Source organism: Micromonospora sp. NPDC049151 (assembly GCF_040648395.1).
In the GTDB taxonomy this organism is placed as follows: Bacteria; Actinomycetota; Actinomycetes; order Mycobacteriales; family Micromonosporaceae; genus Micromonospora.
Genome location: NZ_JBEZDP010000001.1, coordinates 290,930 through 306,332, shown reverse-complemented (window position 1 = coordinate 306,332; position 15,403 = coordinate 290,930). Strand labels below are relative to the sequence as shown.

Sequence of the window (15,403 nt, the reverse complement as noted above, 5' to 3'; positions counted from 1 at the left end):
GGCTCAGTACGCCAGCGCCGCCCGCAGGTAGCGCAGGTCGGCCGGGCCGCTCCACCGGTGCGCGGACAGGCCGGCCACCCGGGCGCCCGCCACCGCGCGGTCCTCGTCGTCGACGAACAGCACCCGCCCCGGCGGCGTCCCCAGCGCCTCGCAGGCGGCCTGGAAGTACTCCTTGGCCGGCTTGTGCACCCCGACGACCGAGGAGTTCACGATCACGTCCAGCTCGCCGGTCAGGTCCAGCGCGGCCAGGTCGGCGTCGAGCAGGTCGGTGGCGTTCGTGCCCAGCCCGACCCGGATGCCGCCCGCCCGCACCTCGCGGATGAACGCCAGCACGTCCGGGTCGACCTCGCCGCGGTAGCTCTGCCACTCCTGGACCGCGGCGCGGGCCCGGTCCGCGCCGACCACGGGGGTCAGCGCGTCGGCCACGCTCACCATCCACTGGGCGTGGCTGACCTGGCCGGTCAGCACCGGCTGGAGCAGCCCCCAGGACATCGCGATCTCACCGAGGACCCCCTCGGTCAGCCCGTACTCCCGCTCGACGCCGGCGGCCACCGCCGGATCCCAGCGGCGCAGCACGCCGTCGAAGTCCACCAGGAGCGCCGTGGCGCGTTCCCGACTCACTCGCTCGTCACCTGTTCCTCGTCGTCGGCCCGGTTGAGCCGCTGGCTGATCACCTGGGTCACGCCGGCGCGCATGGTCACCCCGTAGAGCGCGTCGGCGATCTCCATGGTCCGCTTCTGGTGCGTGATCACGATCAGCTGGCTCTTCTCCCGCAACTGTGCCAGCAGCGTGATCAGGCGGCCCAGGTTCACGTCGTCGAGCGCCGCCTCCACCTCGTCCATGATGTAGAACGGGCTGGGCCGAGCGCGGAAGATCGCCACGAGCATCGCCACCGCGGTGAGCGACCGCTCCCCGCCGGAGAGCAGCGAGAGCCGCTTGATCTTCTTGCCCGGCGGACGGGCCTCGACCTCGACACCGGTGGTGAGCAGGTCCTCCGGGTCGGTGAGCACCAGCCGGCCCTCGCCGCCGGGGAACAGCACCGTGAAGACCTGCTCGAACTCCCGGGCCGTGTCCTCGAACGCGCTGGCGAAGACCTCGAGGATCCGGTCGTCCACGTCCTTGACCACGGTGAGCAGGTCGCGCCGGGTCGCCTTGAGATCCTCCAGCTGCTCGGAGAGGAACTTGAAGCGCTCCTCCAGCGCGGCGAACTCCTCCAGCGCCAGCGGGTTCACCTTGCCCAGCAGGGCGAGTTCCCGCTCCGCCTTCGCGGCCCGCTTCTCCTGCACCGGGCGCTCGTAGCGCACCGGGTCCGGCACCGGACGGCCGTCTTTCTCGGCCAGCGCCACGTCCGCGTCGGTGGGCGGGACCGGCCGGTCCGGGCCGTACTCGGCGACGAGCGTGGCCACGTCGAGGCCGAAGTCCTCGGCGGCCTTCGCCTCCAACTGCTCGATGCGCATCCGCTGCTCGGCGCGGGCCACCTCGTCACGGTGCACCTGGCTGGTGAGCCGTTCCAGCTCGGCGGCGAGGCGCTTGGCCGCGCCGCGTACCTCGGACAGCTCGGCCTCGCGGGCGGCGCGTTCGCGGGCGACGGCGTCGCGGTGCTCCTCGGCCCGGGCGATCGAGACGGTGAGCCGGCTCAGCGCCTCCCGGGCGCCGCCGACCACGGCCCGGGCGATCTGGGCCCCGCGGGTGCGGGCCGCGCGGCGGGCGGCGGCGCGCTCCCGCGCCGCCCGCTCGGCGGTGGCCTGCCGGGCCAGCGAGTCGGCCCGCCCGGCGATCGAGGCCACCCGCTCCTCGGCGGTACGCACGGCGAGCCGGACCTCCATCTCGTTCTGCCGCGCCTGCGGCACCATGGCGGCGAGCTGGTCGCGTTCCTCGGTGGACGGTTCGGCGTCGATCGGGGTCGCCTCGGCCAGCCGCAGCCGTTCCTCCAGCTCGGCGAGCGCGGCGAGATCCCGTTCCCGGGCCGCCTCGGCGCGGGAACGGGACTCGCCCAGCCGGTCGGTCTCCGCCTTGGCCGAGCGGGCGGCGGCGCCCAGTTCGGCGAGGCGGCGCGCGGCGGCGTTGCGGTGGCTCTCCGCCTCCCGCTTGGCGGCGGCGGCGTGCTGCACGGCCTCCTTGGCGGTGGCCACCTCGGCGCGCGCCTCGGCCAGTTGCTCCCGCAGCTCGGCGGCGGTGCGTTCGGCGGTGGCCCGGTTGGCCCGCGCCTCCTCGACGGCGGCCTGCACCTCGATGAAGCTGGGCGCCTTGGCCGACCCGCCCGCAGCCGCGTACGCGCCGACCACGTCGCCGTCCGGGGTGACCGCGCGCAGCTCCGGGTTCGCCGCGACGAGCGCGGACGCGGCGGCCAGGTCGTCGACGAGCGCCACGTCGCGCAGCGCCCGGTGCACGGCGGGGCGGATCGCGGCCGAGCACTCCACCAGGTCGGGGGCCCAGCGGGTGCCCTCGGGCAGCTTCGGGCGCAGCGCGTCGGCGGAGCCGTCCATGCCCGGTCCGGCGGGGCTGCCGACGAGCAGCCCGGCCCGCCCGGCGTCGGAGATCTTGAGCAGCCGCATCGCCTCGACCGCCTCGTCCACGCCGCTGACCGCCACCGCGTCGGCCAGGCCGCCCAGCGCGGCGGCGAGCGCCGCCTCGTCGCCGGGGGCGACGGTGAGCAGCCCGGCGAGGCTGCCGAGCAGGCCGGGCACCTGGTCGGCGCGGGCCAGCAGCTCACCGGCACCGTCCTTGCGGCGCAGGCCCATGGCGAGCGCCTCCTCGCGGGCCTTCCAGGTGGCGGCGTCCTTCTCGGCGGCGCGCTCCCCGTCGGTCAGGCTGCGCACCGCCGCCTGGGCCCGCTCGTGCACGGCCACCGCCTCGTCGTGCCGGGCGTCCAGGTCGGCGTTGTCCCGGTCGGCCTCTGTGGACTGCTCGGCGACCGCGTCCAGGTCGGCCTGCGCCTTCTCGGCGCGGCCCAGCGCGTCGGTGTGCGCGGCGGCGAGCCGTTCGATCTCCTCACCGGCGCTCGTGGTCCGCGCGCGGGCGGAGTTGACCTGGCCGGTGAGGCGGGCCAGCCCTTCGCGCCGGTCGGCGATCGCCTTCGCGGCGGCGACCAGCTCCCGCTCTGCGGCGGCGAGCTGGCGTTCCAGCTCCTGTCGGTGCTCGACCGCCTCGGCCAGGCGGATCTGGTCCTCGGTGAGCGCGGCGCGCAGTTCCTCCTCCTGCTCGCGGATCCGCCGCGACTCCGCCTCCAGCTGCTCCGGGTCGCGCCCGGGGCGCTCGTCGTCGCCGGCGGCGCTGAGATGACGCAGCCGCTCCCGGGCCAACTGCTCGATCGAGCGGAACCGCTCCTGGAGCGCGGAGAGGCGGTACCAGGTGTCCTGCGCCGCCGCGAGCAGCGGGGCGTCCTCGGCCAGCGCCGCCTCCAGCTCGCCGAGGCGGCCCTGCACCTCGCCGTGCTCGGCCTCGATCAGCTCGCGCCGCTCGCGCAGCGCGGTCTCGTCGGCGATCTCCTTGTCCAGCGTGGTCCGCAGCGTGTGCAGGTCGTCGGCGAGCAGCCGCAGCCGGGCGTCGCGCAGGTTGGCCTGGATCGCGGCGGCGCGGCGGGCCACCTCGGCCTGCCGGCCCAGCGGCTTGAGCTGGCGGCGCAGCTCGGCGGTGAGGTCGGTCAGGCGGTTGAGATTCACTTGCATCGCGTCGAGCTTCCGCAGCGCCTTCTCCTTGCGCTTGCGGTGCTTGAGGACGCCCGCCGCCTCCTCGATGAACGCCCGCCGGTCCTCCGGCTTGGCGTGCAGCATGCCGTCGAGCCGGCCCTGCCCGACGATGATGTGCATCTCGCGGCCGATGCCGGAGTCGGACAGCAACTCCTGGATGTCCAGCAGGCGGCAGGAGTCGCCGTTGATCTCGTACTCGCTCTCGCCGGACCGGAACATCCGGCGGGTGATGGAGACCTCGGTGTACTCGATCGGCAGCGCGCCGTCGGTGTTGTCGATGGTGAGGGTGACCTCGGCCCGGCCCAGCGGCGCCCGCCCGGCGGTGCCGGCGAAGATGACGTCCTCCATCTTGCCGCCACGCAGCGCCTTCGCGCCCTGCTCGCCGAGCACCCAGGCGATGGCGTCGACGACGTTGGACTTGCCGGAGCCGTTCGGGCCCACCACGCAGGTGATCCCGGGCTCCAGCTTCAACGTCGTGGCAGAGGCGAAGGACTTGAAGCCCTTCACCGTCAGGCTCTTGAGATGCACCTTCTCGATCCTCGTCCGGTGGCCGCCGTACCGTCGCCGGCTGCGCGGACCTGGTGAACCCGCAGACTAACCCGGGACCGCGACGTCGCCGCGACGCGACCCACCCGACGCCCGCGGTGTCCGTTTTCCGCCCGGCCGTCGCGGAGGGAACGGAAATGCATGATCACAATTACCGGGCGCAATTCCGGGCGGTTCGCAAGATCGAGAATTACGGCGGGAACCACGAAAAGGGGTACGCACATGGCTGCGCGCCGGCACTTGAGTGTCGGCGCGCTTTTCGGTGTGGTGCGATTCAGTTTTCCGGCGACTGGAGATCAGGTCAGCGCGGGCTCGGCAAGACGGAGGAGGTCGTCGGCCTCCGCCGCTGCCGCCGCGAGCCGATCGTTGTCGGCACGCAGACGCGTGATCTCGAACTCCAGTGCCTGAACCCTGGCACGCAGACGGGTGACCTCGTCGAGCAGACGCCGGTCGGGCGCTGCACTTACGTGGCCGTAGAGGGCCTTCGCCATGCTGAACTCCTTGATGTGCGCTGCCGGAAAGGCCGGCCAACGCGCGCCCATGATGTTCGCGGCTGCCATTCCCGTTGCATCGGGGCATGACTGGGCGCGACTGGCGACACCTACATATTGAGCCGAAAACCCCTCCGGCGTCAAGTTGACCAAGGCCGTAGATCATCTCCACGTCGGCCGGTCCACTCGTCAGGGGGCTGCCAGAAGGCGCGGACACGCTCTGTCCGGACGCCTTTACTGTACGCCCGGAACGCGCGAACGCCGCACCCTCCGAGCCCGCTTCGCCTTAACTCTTTCTTAGCCACGTTGCCGCAGCTCCGGACGCGCCCGTAGCGTCACCCCGGCCCGCAACCGACCCGTGGAGGGGACAGGCGTGTACCGCTGGAACGACCCGATCGACCCGGAGGGCACCGCCCGACGCCCCGAGCAGCCGACCGACGAGGGTCCGGCGTGGCTCAGCGACCGGCCCGAGCCGCGGTCGTCGTACCTGTTCGGCGACGGTACACAGCAGCCGCCCCGCGACCGCTGGAACGGCGAGGAGCAGCCCACCGCCGCGTGGCAGGGCGAGCAGCCCGCGTGGCAGGGCCGGCAACAGCCGGCGGTGTGGCAGGGCCAGGAACAGCCCACCGCCTGGCACGGTCACGAGCAGCCGGCCGCCTGGCACGGTCACGAGCAGCCGGCCGGCGGCTGGGAGCAGCCCACCGCGACCTGGCAGCCGGCCACCGACACCCCGGCCGACGAGCGGCGGCGCCCGAAGCGGCGCCTGTCCCGGCCGCTCGTGATCGGCGGGGCCGCCGCCGCGGCGACGCTCGTGGTGAGCCTCGGCGTGGGCGCCGTCCTGCTGCCCGGCGGCGACCAGGGCACGAAGCGCACCTCCGCCGACGCGCCGGTGGCCGCCGCGCCGCAGGGGCCCGAGGGCACCGAGGAGGCGCCCGCCGACGTGCTCGCCCCGGAGCCGGCCAGCCCGTCCGCCGTACCGACCACCGCCGCGCCGAGCCCGACGAAGAAGGCCACGCCGAAGCCGAGCCGCAGCACCGCGCCGTCACGGCAGCAGGAGCGCAGCAGCGCCCCGGGCGGCGGCTCGTCGAGCGGCGGCACCGGGGGCACCGGCACCAAGGCCGCCGCCACGACCGGGCTCAGCGCCGAACTCCAGCAGGTCGTCACGATCGTGAACCAGGAGCGGGCCAAGGCCGGCTGCAAGGCACTGACCGTGAACGCCAAGCTGAACCTGGCCGCCCAGCGGCACAGCCAGAACCAGGCCGACCACAAGAAGATGGACCACACGGGCAGCGACGGCAGTCAGCCCTGGGACCGGGTCAAGGCCGCCGGTTACTCGTACAGCATGGTGGGCGAGAACGTGGCCTGGAACTACCAGACCCCGGCCGCGGTCATGGAGGGCTGGATGAACTCCGAGGGCCACCGGAAGAACATCCTCAACTGCTCGTACACCCAGATCGGGGTGGGCGTGGCGCGCAGCAACGGGCCGTACTGGACGCAGGTCTTCGCCACCCCGCGCTGACCGCGCGTCGTGACCGACCCGGCGCTCGTTGACCCATCGGGGGCGGCGCCGGGCCGCCCGCGTCCGGGGAGCTGTCGATGCGGATCCGGCCGGTGTGGGCCGTGCCGCGCCCCCGGCCGGCCCGCGTCCGCCGACGTGGTCCGCGCCGGGGCGTGGCGCTCGCGCTGACCGCCCTGCTGCTGGTCCCGGTGCCGGCCTGCCGCCGGCCGATCACCCCGCCCGGCGCACCGACGCCCTGGCCGGCCGCGCAGGCCGACAGCTGGCGGTGGCAGTGGCAGCTCACCACGCCGGTGGAGGTCGCTGTCGACGCCGACGTCTTCCTCCTCGACCCGGTGGCGGCCACCTCGGCCGAGACCGCCGCGCTGCGCGGGCGGGGCCGCCGGCTGGTCTGCCACGTCCGGGTCGGCACGTACGCCGCCGATGACCCGGACGCCACCCGCTTCCCCGCCGCCGTGCGCGGCGCCGCGGTGCCGGGGCGGCCGGGGAGCCGGTTCCTGGACGTACGGCGCTGGGACGCGCTCGCGCCGGTGCTGGCCGACCGGTTCCGGCTGTGCCGCGGCAAGGGCTTCGGCGCGGTGGCCCTGGCCGACGCGGACGGCTACCGGCACCGCACCGGCTTCCCGCTGGACTTCGACGACCAGCTGCTGTTCAACCGCCGGCTGGCCGGGCTGGCCCGCGAGCTGAGCCTCTCCCCCGGCCTGGTCGACGACGTGACACAGGTGGCCGCGCTGGCCCCCGACTTCGACTTCGCGGTCAACCAGGAGTGCGTACGCCGCCGCCAGTGCGCGAAGCTACTGCCGTTCGTCGACGCCGGCAAGCCCGTCTTCCACGTCGAGTACACCGGCGAGCCGGCGGACTTCTGCGTCACCTCGGTCGGCTACGGCTTCGCCTCGATCCGCAAGGATCGGACGCTGGACGCCTGGCGGGAGCCGTGCGCGCTGCCGTGACGCCTCGGCGTGTTCCGCGCTCAGCGGGGTGGCCAGGTCCTCCGGCGGCCTGCCCTCGGCCTCGACGCAGCCTCCCGGCCGGGCAGAAGTACGGAAGCCGTATGCCTGAGAGTCATGATTATGACTCCCAGGCATACCCGCCACATGTGGATGCCGTCTCGGCGGGCGGCACGGGCCGGACCGGGTGTCGAGCCACCCCGGCCGGCCGGGTCAGCGGGCGCCGACCAGCTCCGGCGCCGGTGCGGGCGGCGGCTCGACCGCCGGGGCGGCGGTACGGCGGCGCATGAAGCGCGGCGCCCACCAGTTCGCGTCGCCCAGCAGCGTCATCACCGAGGGCAGCACGACCGCGCGGATGATCGTGGCGTCCAGCAGGATCGCCGCCGCCAGGCCGATGCCGAGCTGCTTGAAGTCGATCATGCTGAGCGTGGCGAAGATGGAGAACACCGCCACCATCACCACCGCCGCGCTGGTCACCACACCGGCCGAGGAGGTGATGCCGTGCGCCACCGCCTCCCGGTTGGGCATGCCCCGGTCGACCGCCTCGCGGATCCGGCTGACCACGAAGACGTGGTAGTCCATGGACAGTCCGAACAGCACCACGAACAGGAACAGCGGCAGCCAGGTGACGATCGCGTCCATCGAGGTGAAGCCGAGCAGCCCCTCCGCCCAGGTGCTCTGGAAGACCAGCACCAGCAGCCCGTACGCGGCGCCGGCGGAGAGCAGGTTCAGCACGATCGAGGTCAGCGCCACCACCACCGACCGGAACGTCCACGCCATCACCAGGAACGTCAGCGCCAGCACGAACGCCGCGACGACCGGCAGCTTCGCCCAGATGTGTGCGGCGTAGTCCTCGCTGGCGGCCACGCCGCCGCCGACCGCGTACTCCACGCCCGGGATGCCGCCGAGCGTGGCGGGCACCAGGTCCTCGCGCAGCTCGTGCAACGACCGGGACGCCTCGTCGGAGCGGCTGGCGTGCGGCGTGGCCACCTCCAGCACCGACACCCGCCGGTCCGCCGACACCTGGATCTCCGGGCCGTCCCCCTCGGCCGGCGCGAAGAGCGGGTCGGCGGCGGTACGGCCGGCCAGGTCGGTGAGCGCGGCCCGCACCCGGTCGGCCTGCTCGGCGGGCGCCCGCACGGCCACCGTGTGGCTGGTGCCGTTGCTCGGGAACGCGGCGGTGAGCCGGTCGTACGCCTGCATGGCGGCGGTGGTGCGTGGCACGTCCTCCGCGCCGGGGAACTTCAGCTTCATGCCGAGCGCGGGCGCGGCGAGCGCGAGCAGCAGCGCGACCGAGATCAGCAGCGTGGCCACCGGCGCGCGCAGCGCCGGCTTGAGCACCGCCGGCCAGAACCGGGGCCGGGCCGGCTGCCCGTCCCGCCCGTCACGCGGGGCGGTGAGGCGCCACAGCAGCGGCACCCGCGGCCGGTCCACCCAGCGGCCCAGCTTCGCCAGCAGCGCCGGCAGCACGGTGAGCGAGCCGATCACCGCGACCGCCACCACCAGGATCGAGCCGACCGCCAGCGAGGAGAAGATCGCGTCCTGGGCGAGCAGCAGACCGCCCATCGAGATGATCACGGCGGTGCCGGAGACCACCACGGCGTGCCCGGAGGTCTCCGCCGCGATCTCCACCGCGTCCAGGCCGGACCGGCCCTTCGCCCGTTCCTCCCGTTCCCGCCGCACGTAGAACAGCGAGTAGTCCACGCCGACCGCCATGCCGATCAGCAGGATGACGCTGGCCGTGGTGTCGGTGGCCGGCACCAGGTGCGAGGCGAGTGTGGACAGACCCATCGCCGCGGCCACCGAGGAGAGCGCCAGCAGCACCGGCACCCCGGCGGCGATCAGCGCGCCGAACGCGATGATCAGGATGGCCAGCGTCACCGGCAGGCTGAGCAGCTCGGCGCGCTTGAAGTCCTTGCCGAGCGTGTCGTCGAGCGCCTTGTCGATGGACGGGCCGCCGACCTGCTCCACCCGCAGTCGCGGGTGCGCGTCCTGCACCTTCGCGGTGGTGTCCCGCAGCGGCTGCACCCGGTCGCCGGCGGTGCCCGGGTCGCCGGACATGGTGATCGGCACCAGCAGCGCGCTGCCGTCGCGCGACGGCATCGGCGTACCGATCGAGGCCACGCCGTCGACCTGCCGCAGCCGGTCCGCCGCGTCCTGCGCCGCGGCCTTCGCCGCGGCCTGGTCGAGCGAGCTCGAGCGGGCGGTGATCAGCACGTTCTCGGTCGCCGGCCGGTCGAACCCGCCACTGTCGACGATCAGCTGTGCCTGTCCGAACTCGCCGATCGCCTGATCCTCGTCGGTCGCCTCGTTCAGCCCGGCGGCGCTGCCGCCCACGAAACACACCGCCACGAAGACCACCCACAACGCGATCGCGCGCCACGGATGCTCCGCACTCCACCGTGCCAGCCGCACAGTAACCGGTCGCCTGCCCATGTCCCGGGTTCCACCCTCCTGATGCCGGCCCTGTGCCGACCCCAGATGACGCTAGGCAGCAGGCGGGGCCCCGGCATCGGGGAACGGCCCCCGCTCGTCCCCGATCCGGCGGGAGCGGTCCGAGCGGCCGGAACCGGCCGCGCGGACCGGGCGGAAAAGGGCATCTCCGGGTACGCTCCGGCGCGTCTCCGGGGACCGTCCGGCGATGCACACCGGTGCAACCCCGAACCGGCTCGGGGTCATCCCCGGAGGGTGCCCCTGGGCCGGGGCTGGCATCGCGGGCAGCTGTAGGAGGAGCGGTTCATGAACGCCTCCCGCCGGATCGGCGCGCCGCAGCGCGGGCAGGGCTCCCCCTCCCGGCCGTACGCGTTCAGCGACCTGTCGAAGTAGCCGCTCTCGCCGTTGACGTTGACGTACAGCTCGTCGAAGCTGGTGCCGCCCTGCTTGATCGCCTCGGCGAGCACGTCCCGGACGTGCCCGAGCAGGCGCAGCGCGGCCGGACGGGTGAGCGCGTCGGCCGGGCGGGTGCCGTGCAGCTTCGCCCGCCACAGTGCCTCGTCGGCGTAGATGTTGCCCACCCCGGAGATCAGCGTCTGGTCGAGCAACGCGCGTTTGATCTCCGTACGCCTGCGGCGCAACGCCGCCACGAACGCCTCGTCCGAGAACTCCGGGTCCATCGGATCGCGCGCGATGTGGGCGATCTCGGCGGGCAGCTCCGCCCCACCGGCGGACACGGACAGCCCGCCGAACGTGCGCTGGTCGACGAAGCGCAGCTCCGGCCCGTCGTCGGCGAACCGGAACCGGACCCGCAGGTGCAGCTCGTCGGCCGCGCCGACCGGCTGCAACAGCAGCTGGCCGGACATGCCGAGGTGGCCGATCACCGCGTCGCCGCTGTCCAGCGGCAGCCAGAGGTACTTGCCCCGGCGCCGCACGCCGGTGACCGTCCGGCCGGCGAGCACGTCGGCGAAGTGCGCGCCACCGGGCGCGTGCCGGCGAACCGCCCGGGGGTGGCGCACCTCGACGGCGGCGATCCGCCGGCCGATCACCCACTGCGCCAGCCCCTGCCGGACGGTCTCGACCTCGGGCAGCTCAGGCACGGCCGGCGCCCGCCTCGACGTCCGCCGCCTCGTCCCGGGCCGCGGCCTCGGCCCGCGCCGCCGCCTCGGCCTCGGCCTGCTCGTTCAGCGTCCGCCAGGCCGACTCGGCCGCGCGCTGCTCGGCCTCCTTCTTGCTGCGTCCCTCCGCGCCGCCGTAGCGGTTCCCGGCGACCACCACCCAGGCGGTGAACGTCTTGAGGTGATCCGGCCCGGTGCCCTCGATCCGGTACTCGGGCACGCCGAGCCCCAGCGCGGCGGTCAGCTCCTGGAGGCTGGTCTTCCAGTCCAGCGCCGCGCCCCGGCCCGCCGACTCGGCCATCAGCGGGTCGAACAGCCGGTGGATGACGATGGCCGCGGTGTCCAGGCCGTACTGGAGGTAGATCGCGCCCAGCAGCGCCTCCAGCGTGTCGGCCAGGATGCTCGCCTTGTCCCGTCCGCCGGTGGCCTCCTCGCCCTTGCCCAGCAGCAGGTACGCGCCCAGCCCGTCCGGGCCCAGGCCACGCGCCACGTCGGCGAGCGCCCGCATGTTGACCACGCTGGCGCGCAGCTTCGCCAGCTGCCCCTCGGGCAGGTCGGGGTGGTTGTGGAACAACGCGGTGGTGATCACCACGCCGAGGACCGAGTCGCCCAGGAACTCCAGCCGCTCGTTGGTGGGCAGGCCGCCGTTCTCGTACGCGTACGAGCGGTGGGTCAGCGCGCGTTCCAGCAGTTCCGGGTCGAGCGACACCCCGAAGGCCGCCTCCAGGTGGCCGACGGGAGCACGCCGCCGCTTGTCGTTGGTCATGGTGCTACCTCGGTGTCGTGTCGGTCAGGTGCGAGATCGTGCGGGATGCCGGCGAGCAGCGTGCGGACCGTCCCGGCGGCGTCGCGGCGCCACAGGTGGGCGGCCAGCGCGATACCGGAGGCGACGTCCTCGGAACCGGCCGCGCCGTGGCACACGACCACGGTGCCGCCCACCCCGAGCAGGGCCGCGGCACGCGGGGCGCCACCGCGCGACGGCGGGCCGCCGGCCATGGCGTACGCGCCCTCGATGGCCTTGAGCAGGACGTTTCCGGTGAAGCCGTCGGTCACCACGACGTCGGCGCGGGCGCCGAGCGAGATGTCGTACCCCTCGACCAGGCCGACGTAGCGGCCGTCGCAGGGCAGCGGCGCGGCGGCGAGCGCGGGCGCGGCGACCCGGCGCAGCCGGTCGCCCTTGCCGGTCTCGTGGCCGACGGAGAGCAACCCGACGCGGGGTGCGGTGACGGCGTGTGCCACCGACGCGTAGGCGGCGCCGAGGAGGGCGTGCCGGGCCAGCGTGGCGGGGCCGGGTTCGAGCGTGCCGCCGACGTCGAGCAGCACCACAGGTCCCTCGACGGCGGGCAGCGTGGCGGCGAGCGCGGGGCGGCGGATCCCGGTCCAGCGGCCCAGGCCGAGCGCGGCGGCGGTGACAGTGGCGCCGGTCGAGCCGGCCGAGACGACCGCGTCGGCGAGCCCGTCGCGGACGGCCTGCACGGCGGTGCGCACCGTGCTCTCGCCACGGGCGGCGGTGGGGTGGTCGGCCATGCCGACGGCGGTCCGCACCGGGCGGACCGTGACCCGGGCGCGCTGGGCCGGTTCGAGCGCGCCGATCAGCTCGTCGGCCACCTCGATCGGGCCGACGAGCATCAGGTGCAGGGCGGGGTCCGTGCGTACCGCTCGCAGAGCGCCGTCAACCACGACGGCGGGAGCATCGTCCCCGCCGAGGAGGTCGACGGCGATCCGCGCGGTGCCCGGCTCCGACGGTCCGCCGGCCGGAAGCCGGTCGGCGGCGCAGGGAGCCGGGGCACCGGGCGAGAGCCTTGGTGCGCGCGTCACCCGACCGGTGGTCGGGGACGTCACTCGGCAGCCGCGTCAGACCTCGAGGACCTGACGACCGTTGTAGGTGCCGCAGACGGAGCAGGCGGCGTGCGGCAGCTTGGCCGACTTGCACTGCGGGCAGGCCACGGTCGCCACCACCGAGGCCTTCCAGTTCGCCCGGCGGGCGCGGGTGTTGCTGCGCGACATCTTGCGCTTGGGGACGGCCACGGTTCTTACTCCTCTGTACGGGTCAGTTGCGTCAGGCTCGCCCAACGCGGGTCGACCTGCTGATGGCTGTGGTCGGCCGGCAGATCGTCCCAGTGCACCCCACACTCGGGGCACAGCCCTGGGCAGTCCTCCCGGCAGAGCGGGTTGGTCGGCAGTGCCAGCACCACCGCGTCCCGCAACGCCGGCTCCAGGTCGATCAGATCGCCCTGCATCCGGCCCACCTCGTCGGTGTCGGTCGTGTCGTCCGTGGCGCTGTTCTCGTACGCGTACAGCTCCTGGATCGTCACGGCCAACGAGTCGTCGATCTCGCGCAGGCAGCGCCCGCACTCGCCCTTGACGGGACCGGTGACGGTCCCGGAGACGAGCACGCCCTCGGACACCGACTCCAACCTCAGGTCGAGGTCGAGGTCCGCGCCCTCCGGCACGCCGATCAACTCCACGCCGAGGTCCGCCGGTGCCGGCACGACCCGCTTGTGCGTACGCAACGCACCAGGTCGGCGCGGCAGTTCCCTCGTGTCGAGGACCAGCGGCGACCTGGGGTCGAGTGTGCTTGGCGAGTGTTTGGGCATAGTCAGACTCCGGCCGTCGAGAGGCCGACAAAGAAGGTTACCTGCCAGACGGGCGAACCGTCGAACCGGGGGTTCACCTCCGGCCCGACGGCAGCCGGCTGTCGGCGACCGGCCCGCGCGCCGCTCAGAAGGGTAGCGGGCGGTCCGCCTCGTCCCCGCCGAAGGTGCCGATCTCGCGCAGCGCGTGCATCTTGTCCCGGCCGCGCTCTATCGAGGCCAGCGCCCGGGTGAGGAACTGCTCGAAGTTGGCCAGCGCGGTGTCGACGTAGTCGTCCACCTCCTCGCGGAGGCGCTGCGCCTCGGCCCGCGCCTCGGCGATGATCCGCGCGCCCTCGTGCTCGGCCGAGACGGTGATCTCGTTCACCGAGACCAGCCGGGCGTGTTCCGCCTCACCCTCGCTGATGATCCGGTCGGCCTCGCGCTTGCCGGCCTCCATGATCTTGTCCCGCTCCTCCAGCAGCGCGGCGGCGCGCCGCAGGTCGGCGGGGAGCTCCGCGCGCAACTCGTCGAGCACGGCGATCATCTCGCCCCGGTCGACCATGCAGTTGTTGCGCGACATCGGGACGGAGCGGGCCTGCTCCACCATGGCGATCAGTTCGTCGATGCGATCGAGCGGGTCCACCGGTACCTCACTCCTGTCTTCGTCGGCCGCCCTCCATCATGCGGCCTGCGCCCGGTCTCGGCGCTGCCACACATCATGTCGCGCCCGAGCCACAAGCACCCCACCCGCCCCACCCGGCGCGTCGTCCTCCCCGCCCATCGCCCTCGCCCCCGTCGCCCGCCCCCGTCGCCCGCCCCCGTCGATCTTGCACTTTCGGCCCGGCGCTCGCCCCTTACGGGAGGAATGTCCGGGCCGAAAGTGCAAGATCGCGTGGGCGGGGGGTGGGGGTGGGTGGGGTCAGGGGCGGAGGCGAGCGGAGAGCTGCTCGCGGACCAGGTCGGGGACGTGTGCGGAGATGTCGCCGCCCCACTTCGCCACGTCCTTGATCAGGCTGGACGAGATGAACGAGTAGAGCGGGTTGGTCGGCATGAACAGGGTCTCCACGCCGGCCAGGCCGATGTTCATCTGGGCCATCTGCAGCTCGTAGTCGAAGTCGCTCACCGCACGCAGGCCCTTGATCAGCACACTCGCCTGCTGCGCGCGGCAGAAGTCGACAAGCAGGCCGCGGAACGACTCCACCCGCACGTTGTCGTACGAGGCGGTGACCTCCTGGAGCATGGTGATCCGCTCCTCGACCGTGAACAGGCCCTGCTTGGACTGGTTGACCAGCACTCCGACGATCACCTCGTCGAAGAGCCGGCTGGCCCGGCCGATGATGTCGAGGTGTCCGTTGGTGACCGGGTCGAACGAGCCCGGGCAGACCGCACGTCTCATGATCGGCGACCGTACCAAAGAGTGGTCTCGCCGTAACGCCTGCTGCGCTCCGGAGTGACACCTTCCACCCACGTGACCGGTCCGGTACGGCTGGACCGCTCGACGATCACCAGGGCGTCCGGGGCGAGCCAGCCGCCGTCGACGAGCGCGGCCAGATTCGCGGTGATCTCGGAGTCCGGCACCGCGTACGGCGGATCGGCGAAGACCACGTCGTACGGCTCCCCGTCCGGGCCGGCCGCCAGCACGGTGGCGACCTTGCCGGTGACCAGGCGCGCGGCCGGCGCGGCGCGGAGCGCGGCGATGTTCTCCCGGATCACCCGGGCGGCCCGCGCGTCGGACTCGACGAGCAGCACGTGGGCCGCGCCCCGGGACAGCGCCTCCAGGCCGACCGCGCCGGAACCGGCGTACAGGTCGGCGAAGCGTGTCCCGTCCAGGTCGACGTGCGAGTCCACGGCGCTGAACAGCGCCTCCCGCACACGGTCGGAGGTGGGCCGGGTGCCGGCACCCGGTGGCGCGGCGATCCGCCGGCCGCCGAGCGTGCCGGCCACGATCCGGGTCACCGTCGCTCCCTGCGCATGCCCCGACGCTACGCGACGCCGCGAGGCGGGCACGACGTACCCGGCGCGTCGTGGTGGCCCGTCGCCGCCGGATCCGCTTCACCGCCTGACCCGCACCGAGGGCGCGTCGACCA

The 15,403-nt window shown here is 73.8% G+C and carries 14 protein-coding genes; 2 read left to right on the top strand and 12 right to left on the bottom strand.

Annotated features, from left to right (window positions below; all coding sequences use genetic code 11):
• Nucleotides 1-3 precede the first annotated feature (3 nt).
• From AB0B20_RS01510 to AB0B20_RS01500, 3 genes are all read right to left on the bottom strand, one after another.
• Nucleotides 4-621 (bottom strand): HAD-IA family hydrolase, encoded by a 618-nt coding sequence (locus AB0B20_RS01510; protein ID WP_357390525.1) that lies wholly within the window; start codon nt 619-621, stop codon nt 4-6.
• Nucleotides 618-4,217, bottom strand: coding sequence for a chromosome segregation protein SMC (gene smc, locus AB0B20_RS01505; protein WP_357467258.1), 3,600 nt, complete (start codon nt 4,215-4,217; stop codon nt 618-620). The genes AB0B20_RS01510 and smc overlap by 4 nt, the downstream gene beginning before the upstream one ends.
• 314 nt (nt 4,218-4,531) lie before the next feature.
• Complete coding sequence (locus AB0B20_RS01500; RefSeq protein WP_013284566.1) at nt 4,532-4,726, bottom strand: hypothetical protein; 195 nt, start codon at nt 4,724-4,726, stop codon at nt 4,532-4,534.
• A gap of 373 nt (nt 4,727-5,099) precedes the next feature.
• On the opposite strand from AB0B20_RS01500, the gene AB0B20_RS01495 reads away from it, so the two are divergent.
• Entirely contained in the window at nt 5,100-6,245 is a 1,146-nt protein-coding gene (locus AB0B20_RS01495) for a CAP domain-containing protein (RefSeq protein WP_357467253.1), read from the top strand.
• Between the two features lie 77 nt (nt 6,246-6,322).
• Nucleotides 6,323-7,192: an endo alpha-1,4 polygalactosaminidase gene (locus tag AB0B20_RS01490; RefSeq protein WP_357390109.1), complete on the top strand. Its 870-nt coding sequence runs from the start codon at nt 6,323-6,325 to the stop codon at nt 7,190-7,192.
• Between the two features lie 210 nt (nt 7,193-7,402).
• Here the strand turns inward: AB0B20_RS01490 and AB0B20_RS01485 are convergent, their stop codons facing one another.
• The 9 genes from AB0B20_RS01485 to rsmD form a co-directional block, all read right to left on the bottom strand.
• On the bottom strand, nt 7,403-9,625 hold the full coding sequence (locus AB0B20_RS01485; RefSeq protein ID WP_357390107.1) for an MMPL family transporter: 2,223 nt from the start codon (nt 9,623-9,625) through the stop codon (nt 7,403-7,405).
• A gap of 239 nt (nt 9,626-9,864) precedes the next feature.
• Nucleotides 9,865-10,722, bottom strand: a complete 858-nt coding sequence (gene mutM, locus AB0B20_RS01480) for a bifunctional DNA-formamidopyrimidine glycosylase/DNA-(apurinic or apyrimidinic site) lyase (protein WP_357390105.1) — start codon at nt 10,720-10,722, stop codon at nt 9,865-9,867.
• Nucleotides 10,715-11,506 carry a ribonuclease III gene (rnc, locus tag AB0B20_RS01475; RefSeq protein ID WP_357390103.1) on the bottom strand — a complete coding sequence of 264 codons (792 nt, stop codon included), beginning with the start codon at nt 11,504-11,506 and terminating at the stop codon, nt 10,715-10,717. The genes mutM and rnc overlap by 8 nt, the downstream gene beginning before the upstream one ends.
• Complete coding sequence (locus tag AB0B20_RS01470) at nt 11,503-12,462, bottom strand: phosphate acyltransferase PlsX (protein ID WP_357390119.1); 960 nt, start codon at nt 12,460-12,462, stop codon at nt 11,503-11,505. Before AB0B20_RS01470 ends, rnc begins: the two co-directional genes overlap by 4 nt.
• A 132-nt stretch (nt 12,463-12,594) precedes the next feature.
• Nucleotides 12,595-12,768 carry a 50S ribosomal protein L32 gene (gene rpmF / locus AB0B20_RS01465; RefSeq protein WP_073830392.1) on the bottom strand — a complete coding sequence of 58 codons (174 nt, stop codon included), beginning with the start codon at nt 12,766-12,768 and terminating at the stop codon, nt 12,595-12,597.
• Between the two features lie 5 nt (nt 12,769-12,773).
• Nucleotides 12,774-13,337, bottom strand: coding sequence for a YceD family protein (locus AB0B20_RS01460; RefSeq protein WP_013474351.1), 564 nt, complete (start codon nt 13,335-13,337; stop codon nt 12,774-12,776).
• A gap of 124 nt (nt 13,338-13,461) precedes the next feature.
• Nucleotides 13,462-13,959, bottom strand: a complete 498-nt coding sequence (locus AB0B20_RS01455; RefSeq protein WP_262014767.1) for a hypothetical protein — start codon at nt 13,957-13,959, stop codon at nt 13,462-13,464.
• A gap of 276 nt (nt 13,960-14,235) precedes the next feature.
• Complete coding sequence (gene coaD, locus AB0B20_RS01450) at nt 14,236-14,712, bottom strand: pantetheine-phosphate adenylyltransferase (RefSeq protein WP_357390100.1); 477 nt, start codon at nt 14,710-14,712, stop codon at nt 14,236-14,238.
• A complete protein-coding gene (gene rsmD / locus AB0B20_RS01445) occupies nt 14,709-15,272 on the bottom strand; it encodes a 16S rRNA (guanine(966)-N(2))-methyltransferase RsmD (protein ID WP_357390098.1) in 564 nt (187 codons plus the stop codon). Before rsmD ends, coaD begins: the two co-directional genes overlap by 4 nt.
• Between the last annotated feature and the right edge of the window lie 131 nt (nt 15,273-15,403).